The organism is Herbidospora sp. NBRC 101105 (genome assembly GCF_030269205.1).
GTDB classification, from domain to species: domain Bacteria; phylum Actinomycetota; class Actinomycetes; order Streptosporangiales; family Streptosporangiaceae; genus Herbidospora; species Herbidospora solisilvae.
The window spans coordinates 223,406-249,461 of record NZ_BSSX01000010.1 but is presented as its reverse complement, the minus strand read 5'-3'; the positions used below and the strand labels follow the sequence as shown (position 1 = coordinate 249,461).

Below are 26,056 nucleotides of genomic sequence, written 5' to 3'. Positions count from 1 at the left end.
CCGGGCGTGTCACCGGGCCATCCACTCTGCGATCGCCCGCCAGGCCAGCTCCAGCATGTCGGGCCGCATCAGGTCGGAGTGGCGGCACGGCAGGCCGACCTCCGCGACCGCGCCGTCGACGTGGGGCTGCCAGCGGGGGGCGGCGGCCTCCGGGTTGTCCTTGCCCTCGACGGCGGTCAGCAGCAGCGCGTCGCCACGGAACACGCCCGGCTCGTGGGCCCGCCTGAGCTCCGTGTTGTTGGTGAAGATCTTCGCGATGAGGAGCAGCTCCTCGTCGGAGATCCCGCCGAGGACCTCCCCCACCTCCTCGCGGAACCGCTCGGCGGTCCGCCGGAGCCTCTCCTCGGGATCGGTCTCCTCGGGCGGCGGCCCGGCCGGTTCGGCCAGGCGCTGCTTGAAGGGGTACGCGTCCATGATGACCAGCGCGGCGACCGTCTCGCCCGCGTCCTGGAGCTGCACGGCGATCTCGTGGACGGGGATGCCGCCGAACGAGAACCCCAGCAGGTGGTAGGGCCCCGACGGCTGGACCTCCCGGATGCGCCGGACGTAGTCGGCCGCCATCTCCCGCACGTCCCGGGCGGGCTCGCCACCCTGGAGCCCGGCCGCCTGGAGCCCGTACAGGGGGATGTCGTCGGGGACGAACCGGGTCAGCGGCCGATAGCACCAGCTCAGGCCGGCGCCGGGGTGGACGCAGAAGAAGGGCGGACGCCCGCCTCCGGTGCGGATCGGCAGCAGGCCGCCCAGCGAGTCGCCGAGGGACGACAGGCTGAGCCCGGCGATGAGCCCGGCGACGGTCGGCGCGGCGAACACCGCCCGGACGGACGTCGAGACCCCGCGTTCGGCCAGGCGGGTGACGAGCGTGACGGCCAGCAGGGAATGTCCGCCGAGGTGGAAGAAGTCGTCGTCGACCTGCACCGACGGCACCCCGAGCACCTCGGCGAACGTCTCTGAGACGAGGTTCTCCAGGGCGGTGGCGGGACCCCGGCTCACGGCCGCCCAGGCCGCCGCCGCGAAGTCGGGGGCGGGCAGCGCGCGGCGGTCGAGCTTGCCGTTGCCGGTGAGCGGGAGCGCGTCGAGGCTCACGAACGCGGCCGGGACCATGTGGGCGGGCAGCCGTTCGGCGGCGTACTCCCGGAGGTTCCCGGTCTCGCCGACGACATAGGCGACGAGCCGGTCGTCGCGGGCGACCACGGCGGCCTGCGAGACGTCCGGATGTGCCAGCAGGACGGCGGTCACCTCGCCGGGTTCGACGCGGAAGCCGCGGACCTTGACCTGGTCGTCGGCCCTGCCCTGGAAGATCAACCTGCCGTGGGGGGTCCATTTCGCCAGGTCTCCGGTGCGGTACATGCGCTGACCGGTGTCGAAGGGCGAGGCGACGAAGCGTTCGGCGGTCAGGCCGGGCCGGGCCACGTAGCCGCGGGCCAGCGGGGCGCCGGCCGCGTAGAGCTCGCCCGTCACGCCGACCGGGAGTGGGTGGAGGGCGTCGTTCAGCACGTACAGGCGGGTGTTGGCGATCGGGGTGCCGAGCTCGACGCCGGCGGTCAGTTCGGCGGTGGTGACGCCGATCGTCGTCTCGGTGGGGCCGTAGTGGTTGAAGATGCGGCGGCCGGTGGCGACGAGGTCGGCGACCAGCGCGGGCGGGGCGGCCTCGCCGCCCAGCACGAGCGAGGTGGCGGGCGTCAGCCGTTCGGCGCCGGTCGCGGCGGCGAGCGCGGCCAGGTGAGAGGGCACCGCCTTCAGCGCGTCGATGCGGTGATCGGCCAGATACCGGGCCACCGCTTCGGGGTCGGTGACCGAATCGGGGTCGAGCACGTGGAGGTGCCCGCCGGTGGCCAGGCTGGTGAACACGACCGTGTTGCCCAGGTCGGTGACCTGCGGCTGGAGCAGCGCGTAGCGGGTGCCCGGAGTGGTCCAGCCGAGCCGGGCCGAGACCGAGGCGACGTAGTTGGCCAGCGAACCCTGGGTGACGGCCACGCCCTTCGGCCGGCCGGTCGACCCCGAGGTGTAGATGACGTACGCCAGCGAATCCGGCTCGGCGTCGTGGTCGGGCGGCGTGGCGGGGAGGGTGCTGAGGATCACCTCGGTGAACGGGTCGTCGAGGGCCACCATGCGGACCCGGCCCGCGGGGAGGTCACCGAGGACCTCCTCGGTGCCGAGCACGACCCTGACCCCGCTGTCGGCCAGCATGAACGCGATCCGCTCGACGGGCAGCGTCCCGTCGAGCGGCAGGTAGGCGGCGCCCGCCTTCCAGACCGCGACGATGGCCGTGATCATGTCGAGCCCGTCGGGGAAGCACAGCCCCACGACCGACTCCGGCCCCACGCCGAGCCCGATCAGATGGCGGGCCAGCCGGTTGGCGCGGGCGTCGAGTTCGGCGTACCCGACCTGGGCGCCGGGTGCGGTGATCGCCACCGCGTCGGGAACGGTCGCCACCTGACGCGCGAAGGCCTCGACGAGCGAAAGCGGGACACCGGGGGCGGCGGTGTCCGTCCAGGCGCCGAGGAGCAGGTCCCGTTCCGCCGGGGCGACCGGGTCGACCGCGTGGAGGCGCACGTCGGGGTCGGTGGTCACGACGTCGAGCACGCGGGCGAACCATTCGCCGATCCGGCCCGCCGTGGCGGCGTCGAACAGGTCGGCCGAGGCGGTGACCGCGCCGCGCAGCCCGGCCGGGTTCCCGTCGCGGTCGAAGGTCTCGGCCATCGGGAAGTAGAGGTCGAACTTGGCCGGGACCAGCTCGGGACCCGACGCGCCCACCTCCGGGCGTTCCTCTCCGGCGCGTTCGGGGTTCTGCATGGTCAGCACCGTCTGCACCAGCGGGTGGCGGGCCAGGGACCGGGCCGGGGCGAGCTCCTCCACCAGGCGTTCGAACGGCACGTCCTGGTTGGCCAGCGCGCCCAGGCTCGCCTCCCTGACCCGGCCCAGCACCTGCCGGAACGCCGGATCACCGGTCAGATCGGTGCGGATGACCAGGGTGTTGACGAAGAAGCCGACGAGGTCGTTCAGCGCCTCGTCGAGCCGCCCCGCCACGGCGGAGCCGATCGGGATGTCCGAGCCCGCGCCGAGCCGGGAAAGGGTCACCGCGAGAGCCGCCTGTACGGCCATGAAGACCGTCACCCCCTCTTCCCGCGCCAGCCGCACCAGCCTGCGGTGCACGTCGGCGGGGATGCGCAGCGGGACGTGGTGGCCGTAGTGGGTCGCGGTGGCCGGTCGCGGGCGGTCCGTCGGCAACGCCAGCTCGTCGGGGAGCGCGGCCAGGGTCTCGCGCCAGTAGCCGACCTGTTCGGCCAGCAGGGTCTCGTCGAGGAGGTCGTGCTGCCAGAGGGCGTAGTCGGCGTACTGGACCGGAAGGTGGGTCCACTCGGGGGCCCGTCCTTGGAGCCGGGCGGTGTAGGCGGTGGTGAGGTCGCGGCTCAGCGGGGCCGACGACCAGCCGTCGCCGGCGATGTGGTGCATGACCACGACGAGGGTCTGGTCCCGGCCCGCTTGGAACAGCCACGCCTTCACCGGGACGTCGGTCGACAGGTCGAAGGCGTGCCGCCGCGCCGCCGCGGCGGCGGCCGCCATCCCGTCCGGCTCGACCTGCTCCACCTCCAGTGACCAGTCGAGGTTCTCCATCGGGACGACGTGCTGGTACGGCTCGCCGTCGACCGACGGGAAGATCGTGCGGAGCGCTTCATGGCGCTCCAGGACGTCGCGGAGGGCGGCGTTCAGCGCGGTGACGTCGGGGGCGCCGCTCAGGCCGATCGTCATCGGGATGTTGTAGGTCGGGCTGGGGCCTTCGAGCTGGCCGAGGAACCACAACCGTCGCTGCGCGAACGACAGGGGGACCCGTTCGGGCCTGGTGCGCCTGCGCAGCGCGGGGCGGGTGCGGCCCACGTCCGACCCGACCAGGTGGGCGGCCACTCCGGCGGGGGTGGGGTTGTCGAAGAGGGTCCACAGCGGGACCTCCGCCCCGAGGACGGTCCTGATGCGGGAGACGAGCCGCGCGGCGAGCAGGGAGTGCCCGCCCAGGTCGAAGAAGTCGTCGTCGACGCCGACTCTCTCCAGCCCCAGGACCTCGGCGAAGGCGTTGCAGAGCATGTCCTCCTGGACGGTGGCGGGCGCCCGGCCGGAACCGGTGACCTGCTGGGGTTCGGGCAGGGCCCGGCGGTCGAGCTTGCCGTTCGGGGTGAGGGGAAGTTCGTCCAGCGTGACGAACGCCGCGGGGACCATGTAGTCGGGGAGCCGCTCGGCGGCGAACTCCCTGAGGCCTTCCGCCTGGCCCACCACATAAGCGACGAGACGGTCGTCGCGGGCGATGACCGCGGCCTGCGAGACACCCGGACTCTTCAGCAGGACGGCGGCGACCTCGCCCGGTTCGACGCGGAACCCGCGGATCTTGACCTGGTCGTCGGCCCGGCCCAGGAAGATCAGGCGGCCGTCGGGGGTCCACTTCGCCAGGTCGCCGGTACGGTACATGCGCTCCCCCGCCGCGAAGGGCGAGGCCACGAACCGCTCCCCGGTGAGATCGGGACGGCCGAGATACCCCCGCGCCAGACCGAGCCCGGCGACATAGACCTCCCCCGCGACACCGGGCGCGACCGGCGCGAGCCGGTCGTCGAGCAGGTACAGCCGCGAGTTCGGGATGGGCCGCCCGAACGAGATCGGCCCCTCCTCATCAGCGTCGACCTCGCCCGCCGCGACGATCACCGTGGCCTCAGTGGGGCCGTAGGCGTGGACCAGCCGCCGACCTTGAGCCCAGCGGCGGGCGACGGTCTCGGTGATGCCCTCCGCACCCACCACGATCGGGCCGATGTGCGAGAAGTCAGCCGGATCGAGCACGTTGAGCAGCGAGGGAACCACACTGGCCGCCCCCACCCTGGTCAGTTCCCGCAACCGCTCAGGCTGCGCCCGCCTGCCCTCATCCGCGACGACCAGCGTCGAACCGGTCGCCAAAGCCACCGCGACATCCAGCACCGAGGCGTCGAACCCGAACGAGGCGAACTGCAACACCCCCACACCCGGCCCCGCCCCCAGCAAAGGCCCGAACACCTCAACCAGGTTCACCAGCCCGCGATGACTGACCGCCACCCCCTTCGGCGTGCCCGTCGACCCGGACGTGTAGATCACATACGCCAGCGAATCCGGCTCCACCCGAACGTTGAGCGGACCCTCTTCGCCCGAAAGGCCCGGCTCATCCCCGGTCGCCGTAGAGACCGGCATCGCCGAATCCCGCATGCCCGAAAGGTCCGACCCATCCCCGGTCCCCGCAGAGACCGGCACCGCCGAATCCTCCATGGCCGCAAGGCCCGGCTCATCCCCGGCCACCGCAGAGGCCGGCACCGCCGAATCCCGCCTGCCCGAAAGGCCCGGCTCATCCCCGGCCCCCACAGGGTCCGGCACCGCAGAAGCCCACGTGCCCGCGAGGACGATCTCCATCCCGGTGGGGACCAGATGCCGGGTTTCCGCACAGGCCAGCACACATGCCACCCCCGCATCGGCCAGCACCGCCCCCACCCGCTCAGCGGGATTGCCGGGGTCGACGGGCAGGTAGGCCGCGCCCGCCTTCCACACGCCCACGATCGCGGTGATCATGTCCGCGCCACGCGGCAGACAGACCCCGACGATCGACTCCGGACCGACGTTCAAGGCCTGCAGGCGCCGGGCCAGCCGGTCCGACCGGCGGTTCAACTCGCCGTAGGTCAGCTCACCCTCGACCGCGAAGCCGTCCGGGGACTGCCGGGTGATCAGGTCCACGATGCTCGAAGAGGGCACCTCGCGGGCCGTGTCGTTCCAGCCGTGCAGAATCCGCTCCCGCTCGCCCTCCTCCAGCACGTCCACCGCGTGAACCCGGACATCCGGTTCCGCCGTCACCTGTTCCAGCACGCGGGTGAAAGCGCCGATCAGGCGTCCCGTGGTCGCGGCGTCGAACAGGTCGATCGAGGCGATCATGGAGCCTTGGAGACCGGCCGGGCGGCCCTGGTCGTCGAAGGTCTCGCGGATCGCCACGTCGAGGTCGAACTTCGCGGGAACCAGCGCCGGGCCCTCCGGACCGGCCGGTGCGGACCTCCCACCGGCCTGGACCTCGGGCAGGTCGAGCGAGGCCCGCTCCGTGTTGCGGACCAGCAGTGCCACCTGGAACAGCGGGTGCCGGGAGAGGGAGCGGGCGGGCGCCAGGGTCTCCACCAGGCGTTCGAACGGCACGTCCTGGTGTTCCAGCGCGTTCAGCCCGGCCTCTCTGACCCGGCCGAGCACCTCCCGGAACACCGGGTCGCCCGACAGGTCGGTCCGGATGACCAGGGTGTTGATGAAGAAGCCGACCAGGCCGTCGAGCGCCTCGTCGGTCCGCCCGGCCACGGCCGAGCCGATCGGGATGTCGGTCCCGGCGCCGAGCCGGGACAGCGTCACCGCCAGCGCCGCCTGGACGACCATGAACACCGTCGCGCCCTCGGCCTGGGCCAGTTCCGTGAGGCGCCGGTGGACGTCGGCCGAGGTCCGCATCGGCAGGGCGTGCCCCCGGCGCGACGACACGGCGGGCCGCACCCGGTCGGCGGGCAGGGTCAGCTCCTCCGGCGCCCCGGCCAGCGCCTCCCGCCAGTAGGCGACCTGACGTGACAGCGGACTGGCCGAGTCGGACTCGTCACCGAGCAGGTCGCGCTGCCAGAGGGCGTAGTCGGCGTACTGGACCGGCAGCGGCGACCACACCGGCGCCTCGCCCCGGAGCCGGGCGGCGTACGCGGCGGACAGGTCCGCCGCCAGTGGGGCGAGGGACCATCCGTCGGTGGCGATGTGGTGCATGGCGAGCACGAGCACCTGTTCACCGTCTGAGGCCTGGAACAGCGTCGCCCTGATGGGGAGCTCGCGTTCGAGGTCGAAGGCATGCCACCGGGCCCGGTCGACGGCGTCGGTGAGGTCGTCCGCGCCGACCTGGACGACGTCCAACAGCCGGCCGAGCCCGTCGAGGCCGACGACCTGCTGGTAGGGCTCGCCGTCCTGCGACGGGAAGACCGTGCGCAGCGACTCGTGGCGGCCGAGCACGTCGCGCAGCGCGGCGTCCAGAGCCCCGACGTCGACGTGTCCCCTCAGGGGGATCGCGACCGGGATGTTGTACGTCGGGCTCGGCCCCTCCAGCTGCGCGAGGAACCAGAGGCGCCGCTGCCCGAACGAGAGCGGCACCCGCTCGGGACGCGCCCGCCGCGCCAGAACCGGCCGCGTGTCCGGCCCGGCCAGCAGCGCGGCCAGCCCGGCGGGGGTGGGCGCCTCGAACAACATCCTGATGCGCACCTCGGCGCCGAGCCGGGCCCGGATCCGCGACAGCAGCCGGATCGCCAGCAGCGAGTGCCCGCCGAGGTGGAAGAAGTCGTCGTCGACCCCGACCGACTCCAGACCGAGGACCTGGGCGAACACCTCGCACAGGGCCGCCTCCCGCTCGTCGGCGGGCTCCCTGCGGACAACCGGCCGGTCGGGGTCGGGCAGCGCCGCCCGGTCGAGCTTCCCGCTGGAGGTCAGCGGCAGCGCGGGCAGCGCGACGAAGGCGGTGGGGACCATGTAGGCGGGAAGGCGCTCGGCGGCGAACTCCTGCAGTCCCTCCGTCTGGCCGACGACATAGGCGATCAGGCGGTCATCCCTGGCAAGGACAGCGGCCTGTGAAATATCCGGATATCTCAGTAGAACGGATTCGACCTCGCCGGGCTCGACCCGGAAACCGCGCACCTTGACCTGGTCGTCGGTCCGGCCCTGGAAGATCAGCCGCCCGTCGGGGGTCCACTTGGCCAGGTCGCCGGTACGGTACATGCGCTCTCCCCCATCGAAGGGCGAGGCCACGAACCGTTCGGAGGTCAGCCCGGGGCGGCCGACGTAACCACGAGCCAGACCTGCCCCGGCCGCATACAGCTCCCCGGCCACGCCGGGCGGGAGCGGGCTGAGAGTGTCATCGAGCACATACAGGCGGGTGTTGGCGATCGGGCTGCCAAGCTCGACGCCAGTGGTCAGTTCGGCAGTGGTGACACCGACCGTGGTCTCGGTGGGCCCGTAGTGGTTGAACACCCGCCGGCCCGTGGCGACCAGTTCGGCCACCCAGTCGGCCGAGGCCGCCTCCCCGCCCAGGACCAGCGAATCGGCCGGCATCAACCGCTCGACCCCGGCCACCGAGGTGAGGGCGGCCAGGTGGGAGGGCACCGCCTTGAACGCATCGATGCGATGCTCGGCCAGATACGCGGCCACCGCTTCGGGATCGGTGACGGCTTCCTCATCCAGGATGTGCAACATGCCGCCGGTGGCCAGGCTGATGAACACCACCGTGTTGCCCAGGTCGGTCACCTGCGGCTGAAGCAGCGCATACCGGGTTCCCGGCTCCGTCCAGCCCAGCCGGGCGGAGACCGAGGCGACATAGTTGGCCAGCCCCGCCTGGGTGACCGCCACCCCCTTGGGAGTCCCGGTCGACCCAGAAGTGAAGATCACATACGCCAGGTCACCCTCACGATCCCCGGCCCCGGTTTCGGGAAGATCGGACAGGTCGTCCAGCACGATCTCCACGCCGGCATCGGCCAGCATCGCCTCCACCCGCGAGACGGGCAGTTGCGGATCGATCGGCAGATAGGCCGCGCCGGCCTTCCACACGCCCAGGATCGCCGCGATCATGTCCGCGCCACGCGGCAACCGCAACCCCACCACCGCCGCGTCCGCCACCCGGGCCGACTCATCGAGCTGCCGTTTGGTCAGCTCGCGACCACCGGCCACGACCTCCGCCGCGACCTTCCGGGCCGACTCGTCGAGTTCTCGATAGGTCAGCTCGCGGCCGTCGGCGACCACCGCCGCCGCGTCCGCCACCCGGGCCGTCTCGTCGAGCTGTCGATAGGTCAGCTCGTGACCGCCGGCCACGACCGCCGCCGCGACCCTCCGAGCCGACTCGTCGAGTTCTCGATAGGTCAGCTCGCGACCGTCGGCGACCACGGCCACCGCGTCCGGGCGCAGTGCCACCTGCCGCTCGAACAACCGCAGCACCGGCTCCGCCACCCCGTCGGACGCGGTGTCGTTCCAGGTGCCCAGGAGCCCGCGGACCTCCTCGCCGAGCACGTCCACGGCGCGCAACGCCAGGTCGGGAGAGGCCGACAAGGCATCGGTGAGGTTTTCAGTCGCGGTCCGCATGAGCGACCCGACGGCCTCGCCGTCGATTCCGGCGGCCGCGAGGATGCTCAGGCTGAGTCCCTCCGCACCCCGGTCGTTGACCGAGACGGTCAGCGGATAGCTGTTCTGGACTCGGGTCAGCACGTTGCGGATCCCCGGCACTTCCGGCTGCCGTTCGTCCCGTTCGCCGCCCTGCCCGGCGAAGCGGTAGTTGAGCAGGGAGGTGAACAGCGGTGTGTTGCCCTCCAGGCCCGCGGCCTGCTGGGCCAGGGCCAGCGGCGCGTGCTCGTGTTCGAGCAGCCCGGCCAGTTGCGCCCGCATCTCCTCCACGGCCTGCGTGATCCCGGCGCGACCCGACCGCACCCGTACCGGAAGGGTGTTGATGAACGGCCCCACCACCCGGTCGGAACCCTCGCCCGCGTTCATCCGCCCGAACAACACCGTGCCGAAGACCACGTCGTCGCGGCCCGACACCACCGACAACACCCGCGCCCATGCCACATGCATGATCGTCGCCACGCTGACACCGAGGTCCCGCGCCGCCGCGCGGAGGGCGGTGACGGTCTCGTCGGGGATGGTGACCAGCGACGACGTCGCGTCGGCCCCGTCGCCGTGCACGTCGAGCACCCCATATGGGGCGGTCGTGCCGGTCACGCCGCCGAGAAGGGTGGCGAAGAAGCGTTCGTGCTCCTCGCGGGAGACGCCGTCGCGGGCCTGGGCGACGAAGTTGCGGAAGGGCAACGGCGCGGCCAGCCGCTCGGGCTCGCCGGAGAGGACCGCGCGGAGCTCCCTGACCAGCACGTCCAGGCCCTGGTGGTCGGAGACCATGTGATGCATGCGCAGCAGGCCGAGCAGGCGGCCGTCGGCGGTCTCGGCGACGTGGAGATCCATGAGGGGAGCGCGGCCAAGGTCCATCGCCGAGCCCACGGCCTCGACGAGGGTGACGCCCGACTCCTGGCGGTCGTGCTCGACGACCTGGAGCTCGGCGTGCCGCCTCACCACCTGGACGGGTTCGCGCAGGCCGTCCCAGACGATGCCGGTCCGGTAGATGTCGTGCCGGGCCACCACCTGGCGCAACGCGTCGGTGAACGCGTCGAGCCGGTCGCGGGAGTCGAACTCCAGAACCTGCTTGCGCACATAGGCGTCGACACCGTCACCGGCGAGGAGGTGGTGGAAGAGCATGCCCTCCTGGAGGGGGGCCAGCGGATAGACGTCCTTCACGTTGGCCGCGCCGCCCTCGGCCGAGGCGACGACGCGGTCGAGCTCGGCCTCGGTGAGGTCGACCAAGGGGAGCATGTCGGGGGTCAGGCGGACGGCGTTCTCGGGGATCCGGTTGGCGGGGACCTCGACGGCGGTCGTGGCCGCCGCACGCGCCAGTCCCGCCGGGGTCGGCGACTCGAACAGCGCCCTGACCGACACCGGCACACCCCGCTGCCGGAGCACCTCCACGAGCCGGACCGCCAGCAGGGAGTGCCCGCCGAGGCGGAAGAAGTCGTCGTCGACACCGACCCGGTCCAGGCCCAGGACCTGGGCGAACGCGGCGCAGAGCACTTCTTCCCTGACGGTGGCGGGAGCGCGTCCCCTGCCGCTCGCGAACTCGGGCTCGGGGAGGGCCCGGCGGTCGAGCTTGCCCGAAGCGGTCAACGGGAGTTCGTCCAAGGCGACGAAGGCGGTGGGGACCATGTAGGCGGGCAGGCGTTCGGCGGCGAACTCCCGCAGCCCCTCCGTCTGGCCCACCACATAGGCGATCAGCCGGTCGTCCCGGGCGATCACCGCCGCTTGGGAGACGTCCGGATTCTTCACCAGAACGGCCGCGATTTCACCGGGCTCGACGCGGAAGCCGCGTACCTTGACCTGGTCGTCTGCGCGGCCCTGGAAGATCAACCGCCCGTCGGGGGTCCACTTCGCCAGGTCGCCGGTACGGTACATGCGCTCCCCGGCATCGAAGGGCGAGGCCACGAACCGTTCGGCGGTCAGAGCGGGCCGGGAGACATACCCCCGCGCCAGACCTGCCCCTGCCACGTAGAGCTCCCCGGCCACGCCGGGCGGAAGCAGGCTAAGGGTGTCATCCAGCACATACAGGCGGATGTTGGCGATCGGGGTGCCAAGCTCGACGCCGGTGGTCAGTTCGGCAGTGGTGACACCGACCGTGGTCTCGGTGGGCCCGTAGTGGTTGAACACCCGCCGGCCCGTCGCGACCAGTTCGGCCACCCACTCCGCCGAGGCCGCCTCCCCGCCCAAGACGAGGGAATCGGCCGGCATCAAAGGCTCGACCCCGGCCACCGAGGTCAGCGCGGCCAGGTGGGAGGGCACCGCCTTGAACGCGTCGATCCGATGCTCAGCCAGATACGCCGCCACCGCCTCGGGATCGGTGACAGCTTCCTCATCCAGGATGTGCAACATGCCGCCGGTGGCCAGGCTGATGAACACCACCGTGTTGCCCAGGTCGGTCACCTGCGGCTGAAGCAGCGCATACCGGGTGCCCGGCTCCGTCCAGCCCAGCCGGGCCGACACCGAGGCGACATAGTTGGCCAGTCCTGTCTGGGTGACCGCCACGCCCTTGGGAGTCCCGGTCGAACCCGAAGTGAAGATCACATAAGCCAGATCACCGTCGACTGCGGTCAGGTTTCCGGCTTCGGGAAGATCGGACAGGTCGTCCAGCACGATCTCCACCCCGGCATCGGCCAGCATCGCCTCCACCCGAGAAGCGGGCAGTTCCGAATCGATCGGCAGATAGGCCGCACCGGCCTTCCACACGCCCAGGATCGCCGCGATCATGTCCGCGCCACGCGGCAACCGCAACCCCACCACCGGCGCACCCGCCACCCGGGCCGACTCGTCGACCTGCCGGTAGGTCAGCTCGCGACCGCCGGCCACGACCGCCGCCGCGACCCTCCGAGCCGACTCGTCGAGTTCTCGATAGGTCAGCTCGCGGCCGTCGGCGACCACGGCCACCGCGTCCGGACGCAGTGCCACCTGCCGCTCGAACAACCGCAGCACCGGCTCCGCCACCCCGTCGGAAGCGGTGTCGTTCCACTCGTGCAGGACCTGGCGGCGCTCGTCCGGGTCGAGCACGTCGACCTCGTGGAGCCGGATGCCCGGCGCGGCCGTGACCTGGTCGAGCACGCGGGCGAACCGGGCGGCCAAGGTCGTGGCCGTGCCGGCGTCGAACAGGTCCGTCGAGGCGGTGAGCGAGCCCCGCAGGCCCGCGGGGCGGCCCTGGTCGTCGAGGAGTTCGCTCAGGGACAGGTCCAGGTCGAACTTGGCCGTCGCCGTCCGCGACTCGGGCGGGGCCGCGCCGCCCCGCACGCCCGGCATGCTCAACGACGTCCGTTCGATGTTCTGCAGGGTCAGCATCACCTGGAACAAGGGGTGCCGGGAGAGCGAGCGTTCCGGGGCCAGTTCCTCCACGAGCCGCTCGAACGGCACCTCCTGGTGGGCGAGGGCGTCGAGGCTCGCCGCCCGTACCCGGGCGAGGATCTTGCGGAACTCGGGGTCGCGGGACAGGTCGGTGCGGATCACGAGCGTGTTGACGAAGAAGCCGATCAGGTCGTCGGCGGCCTCGTCGGTGCGTCCGGCGACGGCCGCGCCGATGGGGATGTCCGTGCCCGCGCCCAGACGCGACAGCGTCACGGCCAGCGCGGCCTGGACGACCATGAAGACCGTCGCCCCCTCGGCCCGGGCCACGTCCACGAGCCGGCGGTGCACCTCGGCCGGGAGGTGCAGGGGGACGCGGTGCCCCAGGTGGCCGGTCACGGGCGGGCGCGGGCGGTCGGCGGGCAGCCGGAGCTCTTCCGGGGAGCCCGCCAGGACACGCCGCCAGTGGCCGACCTGGGACGAGAGCAGCTCCTCGCCGAGGAGATCGGCCTGCCAGAGGGCGTAGTCGGCGTACTGGACCGGGAGCGGCTCCCATTCGGGTGCGCGGCCCTCCACACGGGCGGCATAGGCGTGGGAGAGATCGCGGGCCAGCGGGCGCATCGACCAGCCGTCGGCGGCGATGTGGTGCAGCACCAGCACCAGCGTGTGCTCCTCGTCGCCGGTGAACAGCGACGCCCGGATGGGGATCTCGGCCGACAGGTCGAAGGCGTGCTCGCGGGCCGCCGCCACCGCCGCGGGGTCGAAAGGCTGCACGTGCAGCGTCCAGTCGAGCTCCGCCGGGTCGAGGATGTGCTGATACGGCTCGCCGTCGACCGCGGGGAAGACCGTCCGGAGCGACTCGTGGCGGGTGACGACGTCGCGCAGGGCGGCGTCCAGGGCGGCCACGTCCAGGTCACCGGCCATGGGGATGGTCGTGGGCATGTTGTACGTCGGGCTCGGCCCGTCGAGCTGGGCGAGGAACCACAACCGGCGCTGGGCGAACGACAGCGGCACCCGCTCCGGCCGCGTCTCCGCCCGCAGCGGCGCCCGGGCCGGTTCGGCCTCGGCCAGGTGGGCGGCCAGTTCGGCCACCGTGGGGGCCTCGAAGACCATGTGGAGGGGGATCTCCGCGCCCAGGACCACCCGGACGCGGGACACCAGCCGCACGGCGAGCAGCGAGTGGCCGCCGAGCGCGAAGAAGTCGTCGTCGACGCCGACCGACTCCAGCCCGAGGACGTGGCAGAAGGCGCCGCAGAGCAGCTCCTCCCTGACGTCGGCGGGCGGGCGGCCCTCCCCGGCCGCCGTGCCGGGCACGGGGAGCGCGCGGCGGTCGAGCTTGCCGTTCGGGGTGAGCGGCAGCGCGTCGAGGGTGACGAAGGCGGCGGGCATCATGTAGTCGGGCAGCCGCCGTGCGGCGAACTCGCGCAGGCCGTCGGTCTCGCCGACGACGTACGCGACGAGTCTCTCGCCGTGGGCGGCCACGGCGGCCTGCACCACCGCGGGCGAGGCCAGGAGCACGGCCTCGACCTCGCCGGGCTCCACCCGGAAACCGCGGATCTTGACCTGCTCGTCGACCCGGCCGGCGAACACGAGCCTCCCGTCGGGGGTCCACTTCGCCAGGTCGCCGGTACGGTACATGCGCTGACCGGCGTCGAAGGGCGAGGCGGTGAACCGCTCCGCGGTCAGCCCGGGGCGGCCGACGTAGCCCCGCGCGAGGGGCGTGCCGGCGACGTACAGCTCGCCCGCGACGCCCGGCGGGACCGGCCGCAGGTTCTCGTCCAGGACGTAGGAGCGGCTGTTGGCGATCGGCGTGCCGATGACCGGTTCGGCGCCGGGTTCGAGCGGCGGCGACATCGACGCGCACACCGTCGTCTCGGTCGGGCCGTAGGCGTTGACGAACCGCCGCCCCGCCGACCATCTGGCCGCCAGGCCCGCGTCGATCGCCTCTCCGGCCGAGACGAGGGTGGTCACCGAGGCGAGGTCCTCCTCTCGGAGGGTGCCGAGCACGGCGGGGGGCAGGGTCGCGTGTGTCACCCCCGACAGCTCACCTGCCAGGACCTCATCGGTGGACGTCATGACCAGCGTCGCACCCGAGCACAACGCCATCACGATCTCCGAGACCGCCGCGTCGAACCCGATCGACGCGAACTGCAACACCCGCGAACCCGGCGTCACCGCGAAATGGTCCATCTGCGCGACGGCCAGGTTGAGCAGCCCGGAGTGCTGGACCGACACGCCCTTGGGCGTCCCGGTCGAGCCCGAGGTGTAGATCACGTACGCCGCCGACGCGGGCAGCGGCCCGACCAGCTCCGCCGAGGCGTCGCCGATCTCGTCGAACCAGACGACAGGGCCGGTCAGGGCCGCGCCGGTGTCCCTGGCCGCGACGACCAGCGACGCCCTGCTGTCGGCCAGCATGAACCCGATCCGCTCCGGCGGCAGATCCGGGGCGATCGGCAGGTAGGCCGCGCCCGCCTTCCACACGCCCAGGATCGCGGTGACCAGGTCGAGGCCGCGCGGCAGGCACAGGCCCACCACCGTTTCCGGGCCCGCGCCCGCGGCGCGCAGGTGCCGGGCGACGCGTTCCGCCGCGGCGTCGAGTTCGGCGTAGGTCAGCGTGGCGTCTCCGGCGGCGACCGCGACCGCCTCGGGGCCGGCGGCCACCCGCCGGGCGAACAGGTCGAGGACGGTCCCGGCCGGGAGCGTGGTCCCGGGGCCGTTCCAGGCGCGCAGCAGCAGGTCACGGTCGGTGTCGTCGAGGACGTCCACGGTCCGGAGTTCGCGGTCGCCCGGCAGCGCGGCGAGGAGGTTCTCCAGCGTGACGAGGACCAGCCGGGTGACCATGTCGGCCGCGACGTGGCCGCCAGCGTTGACGTTGACGCTCAGGTCGCCGGTGCCGGGGTCGTTGACGGCCACGCTCAGCGGATAGTTGGTGTGCTCGTGGGTGCTGAGGGTGCGGACACCGGTGACCTCCCCGCCCTCGGCGCGCTCGGCCCGCCCGCCGCCGGTGTGGCGGTAGTTGAACAGCGACGTGAAGAGGGGCGTTCCGCCCTCGAGTCCGGCCGCCTGCTGCGCGAGGGCGAGGGGCGCGTGCTCGTGTTCGAGCAGGGCCGCGAGTTGTGCCCGCATGTCCTCCACGGCCTGCTTCGTTCTGGTACGGCCGGATCGCACCCGTACCGGAAGGGTGTTGATGAACGGGCCGACCACCCGGTCGGAGCCCGCGCCCGCGTTCATCCGCCCGAAGAGCACCGTGCCGAAGACGACGTCGTCGCGGCCGGAGACGGCGGCCAGCACCCGCGCCCAGACGACGTGCATGATCGTCGCCGTCGTCACGCCGAGCCGCCGCGCGGCCTCCCGCAGCGCGGCGGCCGTCTCACGCGGCACGGGGACCAGCGAGGTGGTCATGCCGGTGCCGTCGCCGTGCACGTTCATCAGCCCGAACGGCGCGGTCGGCTCGGTCACGCCGTCGAGCAGGGCGGCGAAGAACTCCTCGTGCGCCGCCCGCGAGACACCGCCACGCGCCTGCGCGACGAAGTCACGGAACGGCGGCGCGGGGGCCGGCTCCCCGCCCAGGAGAACCGTCCGCAGATCCCTGACCAGCACGTCCATGCCCTGGTGGTCGGAGACCATGTGGTGCATCCGCAACACGCCCAGCCAGCGGCCGTCGGCGCCGGGGGCGACGTGCAGGTCGGTCAGCGGGGCCCGGCTCAGGTTCATGGCGGTGCCGACGACCTGGGCCAGCGCCTCGCCCGACTCCTGGGGCGCGTGTTCGGCGACCGGCAGGTCGGCCCGCCGCCACACGACCTGGACGGGTTCGCGCAGCCCGTCCCAGACGATGCCGGTCCGGTAGATGTCGTACCGGTCCACGACCTGGCGCAACGCCGCGGCGAAGGCGTCCAGCCTGGTTCTGGAGTCGAACTCCAGGACGTGGACGGTGACGTAGGCGTCGACGCCGTCTCCGGCCAGCAGGTGGTGGAAGAGCATGCCCTCCTGGAGGGGGGCCAGCGGGTAGACGTCCTTGACGTTGGCCGCGCCGCCGTCGACCGAGGCGACGACCCGGGCGAGTTCGGCCTCGGTGAGGTCGACCAACGGGAGCATGTCCGGGGTGATGTGCTCCGCGCCCTCGGGGATGCGGTTCGGGGGGACCTCGACCGTGACGCCGCCGGTGGGCAGCGCCAGGCGGGCGGGGGTGGGGGCTTCGAAGAGCGCCCGTACGAGGACCTCGACGCCGCGCCGCCGCAGGAGTTCGACGAGGCGGACCGCCAGCAGGGAGTGCCCGCCCAGGCGGAAGAAGTCGTCGTCGACGCCGACCCGCTCCAGGCCCAGGACCTCGGCGAACGCCGCACAGAGGACCTCCTCCCTGAGCGTGGCCGGGGGACGGCCCTGACCGGCGGCGAACTCAGGGGCGGGCAGGGCGCGGCGGTCGAGCTTGCCGTTGGGGGTGAGGGGGAGTTCGTCGAGGGTGACGAAGGCGGCGGGGACCATGTAGTCGGGCAGCCGCTCGGCGGCGAACTCCCTGAGGCCTTCCGCCTGGCCCACCACATAAGCGACGAGACGGCCGTCGCGGGCGACCACGGCGGCCTGCGCGACATCCGGATTCCTCAGCAGGACGGCGGCGACTTCACCGGGCTCCACGCGGAACCCGCGGATCTTGACCTGGTCGTCCGCGCGGCCCTGGAAGATCAGCCGGCCGTCGGGGGTCCACTTCGCCAGGTCGCCGGTACGGTACATGCGCTCCCCCGCCGCGAAGGGCGAGGCCACGAACCGCTCACCGGTGAGATCGGGACGGCCGAGATACCCCCGCGCCAGACCGAGCCCGGCGACATAGACCTCTCCCGCGACACCGGGCGCGACCGGCGCGAGCCGATCGTCGAGCAGATAGATCCGCGAGTTGGCGATGGGCCGCCCGAACGAGATCGGCCCCTCCTCATCGGCGTCGACCTCCCCGGCGGCGACGATGACCGTGGCCTCGGTCGGGCCGTAGGCGTGGACCAGCCGCCGGCCTTGAGCCCACCGCCGGGCGACGGTCTCGGTGATGCCCTCCGCACCCACCACGATCGGCCCGATGTGCGAGAAATCGGCCGGGTCCAGCACGTTGAGCAGCGAGGGGACCACACTGGCCGCCCCGACCCCGGTCAGCTCCCGCAGCGCCCGGGGCTGCAGCCGCTCCTGCTCGCCGGGCACCCACAACGTCGACCCGGTCGCCAGCGCGACCACCACATCCAGCACCGAGGCGTCGAACCCGAACGAGGCGAACTGCAACAGTCCCACACCCGGCCCCGCACCCAGCAGAGGGCCGAACACCTCGACGAGGTTGACCAAGCCGCGATGGCTGACCGCGACCCCCTTCGGAGTGCCCGTCGACCCGGAGGTGTAGATCACATACGCCAGCGAATCCGGCTCCACCCGAACGTCGAGCGGACCCTCCGCGAACGACAGGCCCGACCCATCCCCCGCAGAGGCCGACGCCGCGGAATCCCGCATGCCCGAAAGGTCCGGCTCATCCCCGCTCCCTGCAGAGGCCGGCACCGCCGAATTCCCCATGCCCGAAAGGCCCGGCCCGGCCCCGGTCCCCGCAGAGGCCGGCACCGCCGAATCTTCCACGGCCGCAAGGCCCGGCTCATCCTCGGTCCCCGCAGAGGCCGGCACCGCGGAATTCCACATGCCCGCGAGGACGATCTCCATCCCGGCGGGGACCAGCTGCCGGGTTTCCGCACAGGCCAGCACGCACGCCACCCCGGCATCGGCCAGCACCGCACCCACCCGCTCAGCCGGGTTGCCGGGGTCGACGGGCAGATAGGCCGCGCCCGCCTTCCACACACCCACGATCGCGGTGATCATCTCCGCGCCACGCGGCAGGCAGACCCCCACGATCGACTCCGGACCGACATTCAAGGCCTGAAGGCGCCGCGCCAGCCCGTCCGACCGGCGATCCAACTCCCCGTAGGTCAGCTCACCCTCGACCGCGAAAGCGTCCGGGGCCTGCCGGGTGATCAGGTCCACGATGCTCGAAGAGGCCACCTCGCGGGCCGTGTCGTTCCAGCCGCGCAGGACCCGCTCCCGCTCCCCCTCCTCCAGCACGTCCACCGCGTGAACCCGCACGTCAGGGTCGGCCGCCACCTGCGCGAGCACCGCCGCGAAGCGGCGGGCGAGCAGTTCGACGGAGTCGGTGTCGAACAGGTCCACGGCCGCGTTGACCGCCCCGCGCAGCCCGGCCGGGCGGCCGTGCTCGTCGAAGGTCTCCACGAGGGCCACGTCGAGGTCGAACTTCGCGGTTGACGGGCCGCCCACGTCGGCGCGGTCGTCGGCCGGTTCGGCGCGTTCGATGTTCTGCATGGTCAGCATGACCTGGAACAGCGGGTGCCGGGCGAGGGACCGGACCGGCGCCAGGGTCTCCACCAGGCGTTCGAACGGCACGTCCTGGTGCGCGAGCGCCCCCAGGCTCGCCTCTCTGACCCGGTCGAGCGCCTCCCGGAACAGCGGATCGCCCGACAGGTCGGTCCGGATGACCAGCGTGTTCACGAAGAAGCCGACCAGGTCGTCGAGCGCCTCGTCGGTCCGGCCCGCGACGGCCGAGCCGATCGGGATGTCGGTGCCCGCGCCGAGCCGGGACAGTGTCACCGCCAGAGCCGCCTGGACGACCATGAACACCGTCGCCCCCTCGGCCCGGGCCAGGTCGGCCAGCCGTTCGTGCACCTCGGCGGGGATCCGCACGGGGGCCGCGTAGCCGGCGTGGGTGGCGACGGGCGGGCGCGGGCGGTCGACCGGCAGGGTCAGTTCCTCGGGCGCGCCCGACAGCGCGTCGCGCCAGTAGCCGATCTGGTCGGCCAGCAGGTCCTCGTCGAGGAGTTCCCGCTGCCAGAGGGCGTAGTCGGCGTACTGGACGGGGAGGGGGGTCCATTCGGGGGCCCGGCCCTGGAGGCGGGCGGCGTAGGCGGTGGCGACGTCGCGGCTCAGCGGGCCCATCGACCAGCCGTCGCCCGCGATGTGGTGGATCACCACGACCAGGTTCCGGCCGCCGGACAACCACGCCCGGATCGGGACCTCGTTCGCCAGGTCGAAGGTGTACGCGGTCGCCACGTCCTCCGCATCCGCCACTTCGAGGGCCCAGTCGAGGTCGTCCAGGTCCAGGACCCGCTGGTACGGCTCGCCGTCCACCGACGGGAAGACGGTGCGCAGCGACTCGTGCCGGCCGATCACGTCGCGCAGGGCCGCGTTCAGCGCCGTGACGTCGGCGTCGGCGGGGAGGCGGACCGGGATCGGGATGTTGTACATCGTGTTCGGCCCGTCGAGCTGGGCGAGGAACCACAGGCGCCGCTGCGCGAACGAGAGCGGCACCCGCTCGGGGCGGTGTCCCGCCCGTACCAGCGGGCGGGCCGCTCCGGCGCGCGGCAGCCGCACGGCGAGCTCGGCCGCGGTCGGCGACTCGAACAGGGTGCGCAGCGGCAGTTCCACGCCGAGCGTGGCGCGGATGCGCGACACGAGCCGCACGGCGAGCAGCGAGTGCCCGCCCAGATCGAAGAACCCGTCGTCGACCCCGACGCTCTCCAGCCCGAGGACGTGCGCGAACGCGGCGCAGAGCAGCTCCTCCGTGAGCGTCGCCGGCGCCCGGCCCGTCCCGGCCGCGAACTCGGGGGCGGGCAGGGCACGGCGGTCGAGCTTGCCGTTGGGGGTGAGCGGCAGCGCGTCGAGCGGCACGAACACGGCCGGGACCATGTAGTCGGGCAACCGCTCGGCCGTGAACTCCCGCAGGCCCTCGGTCCCGCCGACGACATAGGCGACCAGACGATCGTCCCGCGCGATCACCGCGGCCTGGGCGACATCCGGGTACTTCACGAGAACGGCCGCGACCTCGCCGGGCTCCACCCGGAAGCCACGCACCTTCACCTGGTCGTCGGCCCGGCCCTGGAAGACGAGCTGACCGTCGGGGGTCCATCGGGCCAGGTCGCCGGTACGGTACATGCGCTGACCGGCGTCGAAGGGCGAGGCCACGAACCGCTCACCCGTGAGACCCGACCGGCCGAGATAGCCCCGCGCCAGGCACCGACCGGCGACGTACAGTTCCCCGGTCACACCGGGCGGGAGCGGCTGGAGGTCCTCACCCAGGACGTAGGCGCGGCCGTTGGCGATCGGCGTGCCGATGACCGGCTCCGCGCCGGGTTCGAGCGGCGGCGACATCGACGCGCACACCGTCGTCTCGGTCGGACCGTAGGCGTTGACGAACCGCCGCCCCGCCGACCACCTCGCCGCGAGAGCGGCGTCGATCGCCTCACCCGCCGACACGAGGGTGGTCACCGAGGCGAGGTCCTCCTCCCGGAGGGTGCCGAGCACGGCGGGCGGCAGGGTCGCGTGCGTCACCCCCGACAGCTCACCCGCCAGCACCTCATCGGTGGACGTCATGACCAGCGTCGCACCCGAGCACAACGCCATCACGATCTCCGACACCGCCGCGTCGAACCCGATCGAGGCGAACTGCAACACCCGCGAACCCGGCGTCACCGCGAAATGCGCCATCTGCGCGACCGCCAGGTTGACCAGACCCCCGTGCTGAACCGCGACGCCCTTGGGCGTCCCGGTCGAGCCCGAGGTGTAGATCACATAAGCCAGCCCATGGGGAACCGGATCGTGCTCGACCCGGGTCGCCGGGCTCATGGCCAGCAAGGGGTGATCGATGGGCACCATCCGGACCCGCCCGGCCGGAAGATCGCCGAGAGAGTCGTCGGTGCCCAGCACCAGTTGGGCGCGGCTGTCGGCGAGCATGAACGCGATCCGCTCCACCGGCAGCCGCGCGTCCAGCGGCAGGAAGGCCGCACCCGCCTTCCACACCCCCAAAATCGCCGCCACCAGATCGCCGCCACGCGGGAAACACAACCCGACCACCGACTCCGCGCCCACCCCCGCCCCGCGCAGATAATGCGCCACCTGGTTGGCACGGGCGTCCAGCTCGGCATAGGTCAGCGAACCGGCCACCGCGACCGCGTCCGGAGCCTCGGCCACCCGGCGCTCGAACAACTCGACCACCGTCGAGGCCGGCACCTCGGCCGCCGTGGAGTTCCAGCCGGTGACGACCTGCTCGCGTTCACCGGCGTCCAGCAGGTCGACGGCGTGCAGGCGGGTCGCCGGGGACGCGGTCACCTGGTCGAGCACGCGCCCGAACCAGCCCGTGACCCGTGCCACGGTCGCGGCCTCGAAGAGGTCGGCCGAGCCGGTCAGCGTGCCGCGCAGCCCGGCCGGACGCCCCTGCTCGTCGAAGGTCTCCCCGATCATCACCTCGAGGTCGCACTTGACCGGCGCGAGTCCCGCCCCGTCCGCCGCGGGCGCGGTGCCCGGCCGCACGCCGGGCATGCCCATCCCCGCCCGCTCGACGTTGTGCAGCGTCAGGATCACCTGGACGAGGGGATGCCGGGCCAGCGACCTGACGGGCGCGAGCTCCTCCACGAGCCGCTCGAACGGCACGTCCTGATGCTCCAGCGCCCCCAGGCTCACCTCACGGACCCGCGCCAGCACCTCGCGGAACTCCGGATCACCCGACAGATCGGTCCGGATCACCAGCGTGTTCACGAAGAACCCGACCAGGTCGTCGAGCGCCTCGTCGGTCCGCCCCGCCACCCCCGACCCGATCGCGACGTCGATCCCGGCGCCGAGCCGGGACAACGTCACCGCCAGCGCCGCCTGCAGGGCCATGAACACCGTCACGCCCTCGGCCCGTGCCACGTCCAGGAGCCGCTGGTGGACCTCGGCGGGAACGTGCAGGTCGGTGGCGTGCCCCAGGTGGCTGGGCGCGGCCGGGCGCGGCCGGTCGACGGGCAGCGCCAGCTCCTCGGGCAGCCCTGCCAGGGTCTCGCGCCAGTAGCCGACCTGCTCCGCGAGCAGTTCCTCACCGAGCAGGTCGCGCTGCCAGAGGGCGTAGTCGGCGTACTGGACGGGCAGTGGCGACCACTCGGGCGCGCGGCCCGCGAGCCGGGCGGTGTACGCCGCCGAGAGGTCCCGGCCGAGAGGCGTCAGCGACCAGCCGTCGCCCGCGATGTGATGGATGACGATGACGAGGGTGCGCCCGCCCACGAGCCAGGCCCGGATCGGCACCTCGTTCGCCAGGTCGAAGGTGTAGGAGGTCGCCACGTCCCCCGAGTCCTCCAGCTGGAGGGCCCAGTCGAGGTCGTCCAGGTCGAGAACGTGCTGGTGGGGCTCGCCGTCCACCGACGGGAAGACCGTGCGCAACGCCTCGTGGCGGCCGATCACGTCCCGCAGCGCGGCGTTCAGCGCGGTCGCGTCCACGTCGTCGGCGAGCCGGAGGACGACGGGCACGTTGAACGTCGGGCTGGGCCCTTCGAGGCGCTCCAGGAACCACAACCGCCGCTGGGCGAACGACAGCGGCACCCGTTCCGGCCGCACGGCGGCGCGCAGCGGCGGACGGGCCGGGCCGGCGCCGATCTCGGTGAACCGGGCGGCCAGGCCGGCCGGGGTGGGCGTCTCGAACAGGACCTTCAGCGGCACCTCGACGCCGAGCGCCGCGCGGATGCGGGAGGCCAGCCGGACCGCGAGCAGCGAGTGGCCGCCGAGCCCGAAGAAGTCGTCGTCGGCGCCGACGTAGTCGAGGCCGAGGACACCGGCGAACGCCTCGCAGAGCCGCCTCTCCTGGATGGTGGCGGGGGCGCGGCCGGTCCCGGCGGGCAGCTCCGGATCGGGCAGCGCCCTCCGGTCGAGCTTCCCGTTGGGGGTGAGCGGAAGGGCGTCCAGGGAGATGAAGACGGCCGGGACCATGTAGTCGGGCAGCCGCTCGGCCGCGAACTCCCGCAGGCCCTCGGTCCCGCCGACGACGTAGGCGATCAGACGGTCGTCCCTGGCGAGGACCGCGGCCTGGGAGACATCCGGATGTTTCAGGAGGACGGCTTCGACCTCGCCGGGCTCGACCCGGAAACCGCGCACCTTCACCTGTTCGTCGGCCCGGCCCAGGTACACCAGCCGCCCGTCGGCGGTCCATCGCGCCAGGTCGCCGGTACGGTACACGCGCTCCCCCGCCTCGATCGGCGAGGCCACGAACCGTTCGGCCGTCAGGCCGGGGCGGCCGGTGTACCCGCGGGCGAGTCCGGCCCCGGCGACGTACAACTCCCCGATCACGCCGACGGGGACGGGCTGGAGGGTGTCGTTCAGCACGTACAGGCGGGTGTTGGCGATGGGCCGCCCGATGGGCACCAGACCGTCGAGGGGATCACCGGCGCGTATCTCGTGGACCGCGCAGCCGACCACGGTCTCGGTGGGGCCGTACTCGTTGACGACGACGGTGTCGGGGGCGGCCGCCAGGAGCCGCGCCACGTCGGCCGGGGGCAGCGCCGCGCCGCCGACGATCCAGCGGCGGGCCGCGCCCGCGATCCGGGCGCCGGGCACCGTCTCGGCGAGGATCGGCAGGTGGGCCGGCACGACCTTGACGAGGTCGAAGCCCTCATGCCGGGAGAGCAGACCGGCCAGCCCGTCGGGGCCGCCGGCCGGGTCCGCGACGACGGTCGCCCCGGCCGCGAGCGGCACCAGGAGGCTGGTCACGGTCAGGTCGAACGCGGGCGAGGAGAACAGCGGTGCGCCGCCCCGGCCCACCTCGTACGCCTCGGCGGCCCAGGCCACGTAGTTGGCCAGCCCGCCGTGGGTGACCGCGACGCCCTTGGGCGTGCCGGTCGAGCCCGAGGTGTACATGACGTAGGCGAGGTCGTGCGGGTGCGTCCTCGGTACGGGCTGATCGGCGACCGGAGGCAGGTCGGCGACGGCCACGCCCCCGTCGCCGAGCAGCACCGAGACGCCGCTGTCGGCCAGCAGGAACGCGGTCCGCTCGGCCGGGTCGGCGAGGTCGATCGGCAGGTACGCCGCCCCCGCCCGCCACACGCCCAGCACCGCCGCGACGAGGTCGGCCCCGCGCGGCAGGCGGACGCCGACGACGTCGCCCCGGCCCACCCCGAGGCCGGTCAGCAGCCCGGCGACCCGTTCGGCGCGCTCGTCGAGGTCGGCGTAGGTGAGGGTCCGGGTCTGGTCGACGACGGCGGTCGCGTCCGGCGTGCCGACGGCACGGCCGCGGATCATCTCCGGCACGGTGGCGGCGGGCGGCGGGGCGGCGGTGTCGTTCCACTTCCGCAGGACGAGATGCCGCTCGTCCTCCTCGACCACGTCGACCCGGCTCACCCGCACCCCGGGATCGCCGGCGACCAGGTCCAGGACCCGCCGCCACGCACGCCCGATCCGCTCGGCGGTCGCGGCGTCGAACAGGTCGTCCGAGGCGATCACCGACCCCCGCATTCCCGCGGGCCCCCGCTCGCCGACCGTCTCGTAGACCGCCACCTCCAGATCGAACTTCGCGGGCACCATGCTGAGCCTGACCGCGTCGTCGCCGCCCCCGCGCGCGCTCTGCTGCACGCTCAGGGACACCTGGAAGAGCGGGTGCCGCGCCGTCGACCGGGCCGGGGCGAGCTCGGCGACCAGCTTCTCGAACGGCACGTCCTGGTGGTCGAGCGCTTCGAGGGTGCGCTCCCGCACGCGGCGCAGCACCTCGCGGAAGCCGGGGTCGCCCCCCAGGTCGGTGCGGATCACCAGGGTGTTGACGAAGAAGCCGACCATGTCGTGCAGCGCCTCGTCGGTGCGGCCCGCGACGACGGCGCCGATCGGCAGGTCGGCGCCGGCGCCGAGCCGCGACAACGTCACCGCCAGCGCCGCCTGCAGCACCATGAAGGTGGTCGCCCCTTCGGCGCGGGCCAGCTCCACCAGCCGCCGATGGGTCTCAGCCGGCACCTGGAACGGCACCTCGTGGCCGCGGTGCCCGGCCGTCGCCGGGCGCGGCCGGTCGGCGGGCAGCGTCAGCTCCTCGGGAATGCCGGCGAGCGCCCGCCGCCAGTAGCCGACCTGCACCGACAACAGGCTCTCCGGGTCGGACTCGGCGCCCAGCAGTTCGCGCTGCCAGAGCGCGTAGTCGGCGTAGCGCACCGGCAGCGGCTCCCACTCCGGCGCCCGGCCGCGCACCCGCGCCGCGTACGCCGCCGACACGTCCCGCGCGAGCGGCGTCAGCGACCACCCGTCCGCGGCGATGTGGTGCACGACGAGCACGAGCACCCGCTCGCCCGATTCGGCCCGCAGCAGCCACGCCCGGAAGGGCACCTCGGCCGCCACGTCGAAGGTGTGCCACACCAGCCGGTCGGCCGTCCCGGCGAGATCGCCGTCCGGGACGTCGCGCACCTCCAGCGCCCAGTCCAGGTCCGCCATGTCCAGCACCCGCTGATGGGGCTCGCCGTCCACGGCCGGGAACACCGTGCGCAGCGACTCGTGGCGGGTCATCACGTCGCGCAGCGCGGCGCCCAGGGCCACGGCGTCCACGTCGCCCGGCACCGGCACGATCACCGGGATGTTGTAGGTCGGGCTCGGTCCCTCCATCTGGCCGAGGAACCACAACCGGCTCTGCGCGTACGACAGCGGAATCATCACGGGGTCTCCTTACGCATCGGGCGCAACGCCGGACGTGCCGACTTCTGGGTCCCAAGGGCCGCTGCGAGCAGCGCCGGGGTCGGTGCCTCGAACAGCATTCGGATCTTGACCTCCACGCTGAACTCGGCCCGGATCCGCGACA

The 26,056-nt window shown here is 73.0% G+C and carries 2 protein-coding genes (1 of these 2 only partly in view); both read right to left on the bottom strand.

Annotation, left to right across the window (positions count from 1 at the left end; genetic code table 11):
* Nucleotides 1–9: 9 nt before the first annotated feature.
* On the bottom strand, nucleotides 10–25,911 hold the full coding sequence (locus tag QSK34_RS35660) for a non-ribosomal peptide synthase/polyketide synthase (RefSeq protein WP_285591170.1): 25,902 nt from the start codon (nucleotides 25,909–25,911) through the stop codon (nucleotides 10–12).
* Nucleotides 25,911–26,056, bottom strand: the final stretch of a protein-coding gene (locus QSK34_RS35655; RefSeq protein ID WP_285590947.1) for a non-ribosomal peptide synthase/polyketide synthase. Its footprint extends 34,057 nt past the window's final position; the window shows 146 of its 34,203 coding nt (coding positions 34,058–34,203); its start codon lies off the right edge, out of view; the stop codon is at nucleotides 25,911–25,913. Before QSK34_RS35655 ends, QSK34_RS35660 begins: the two co-directional genes overlap by 1 nt.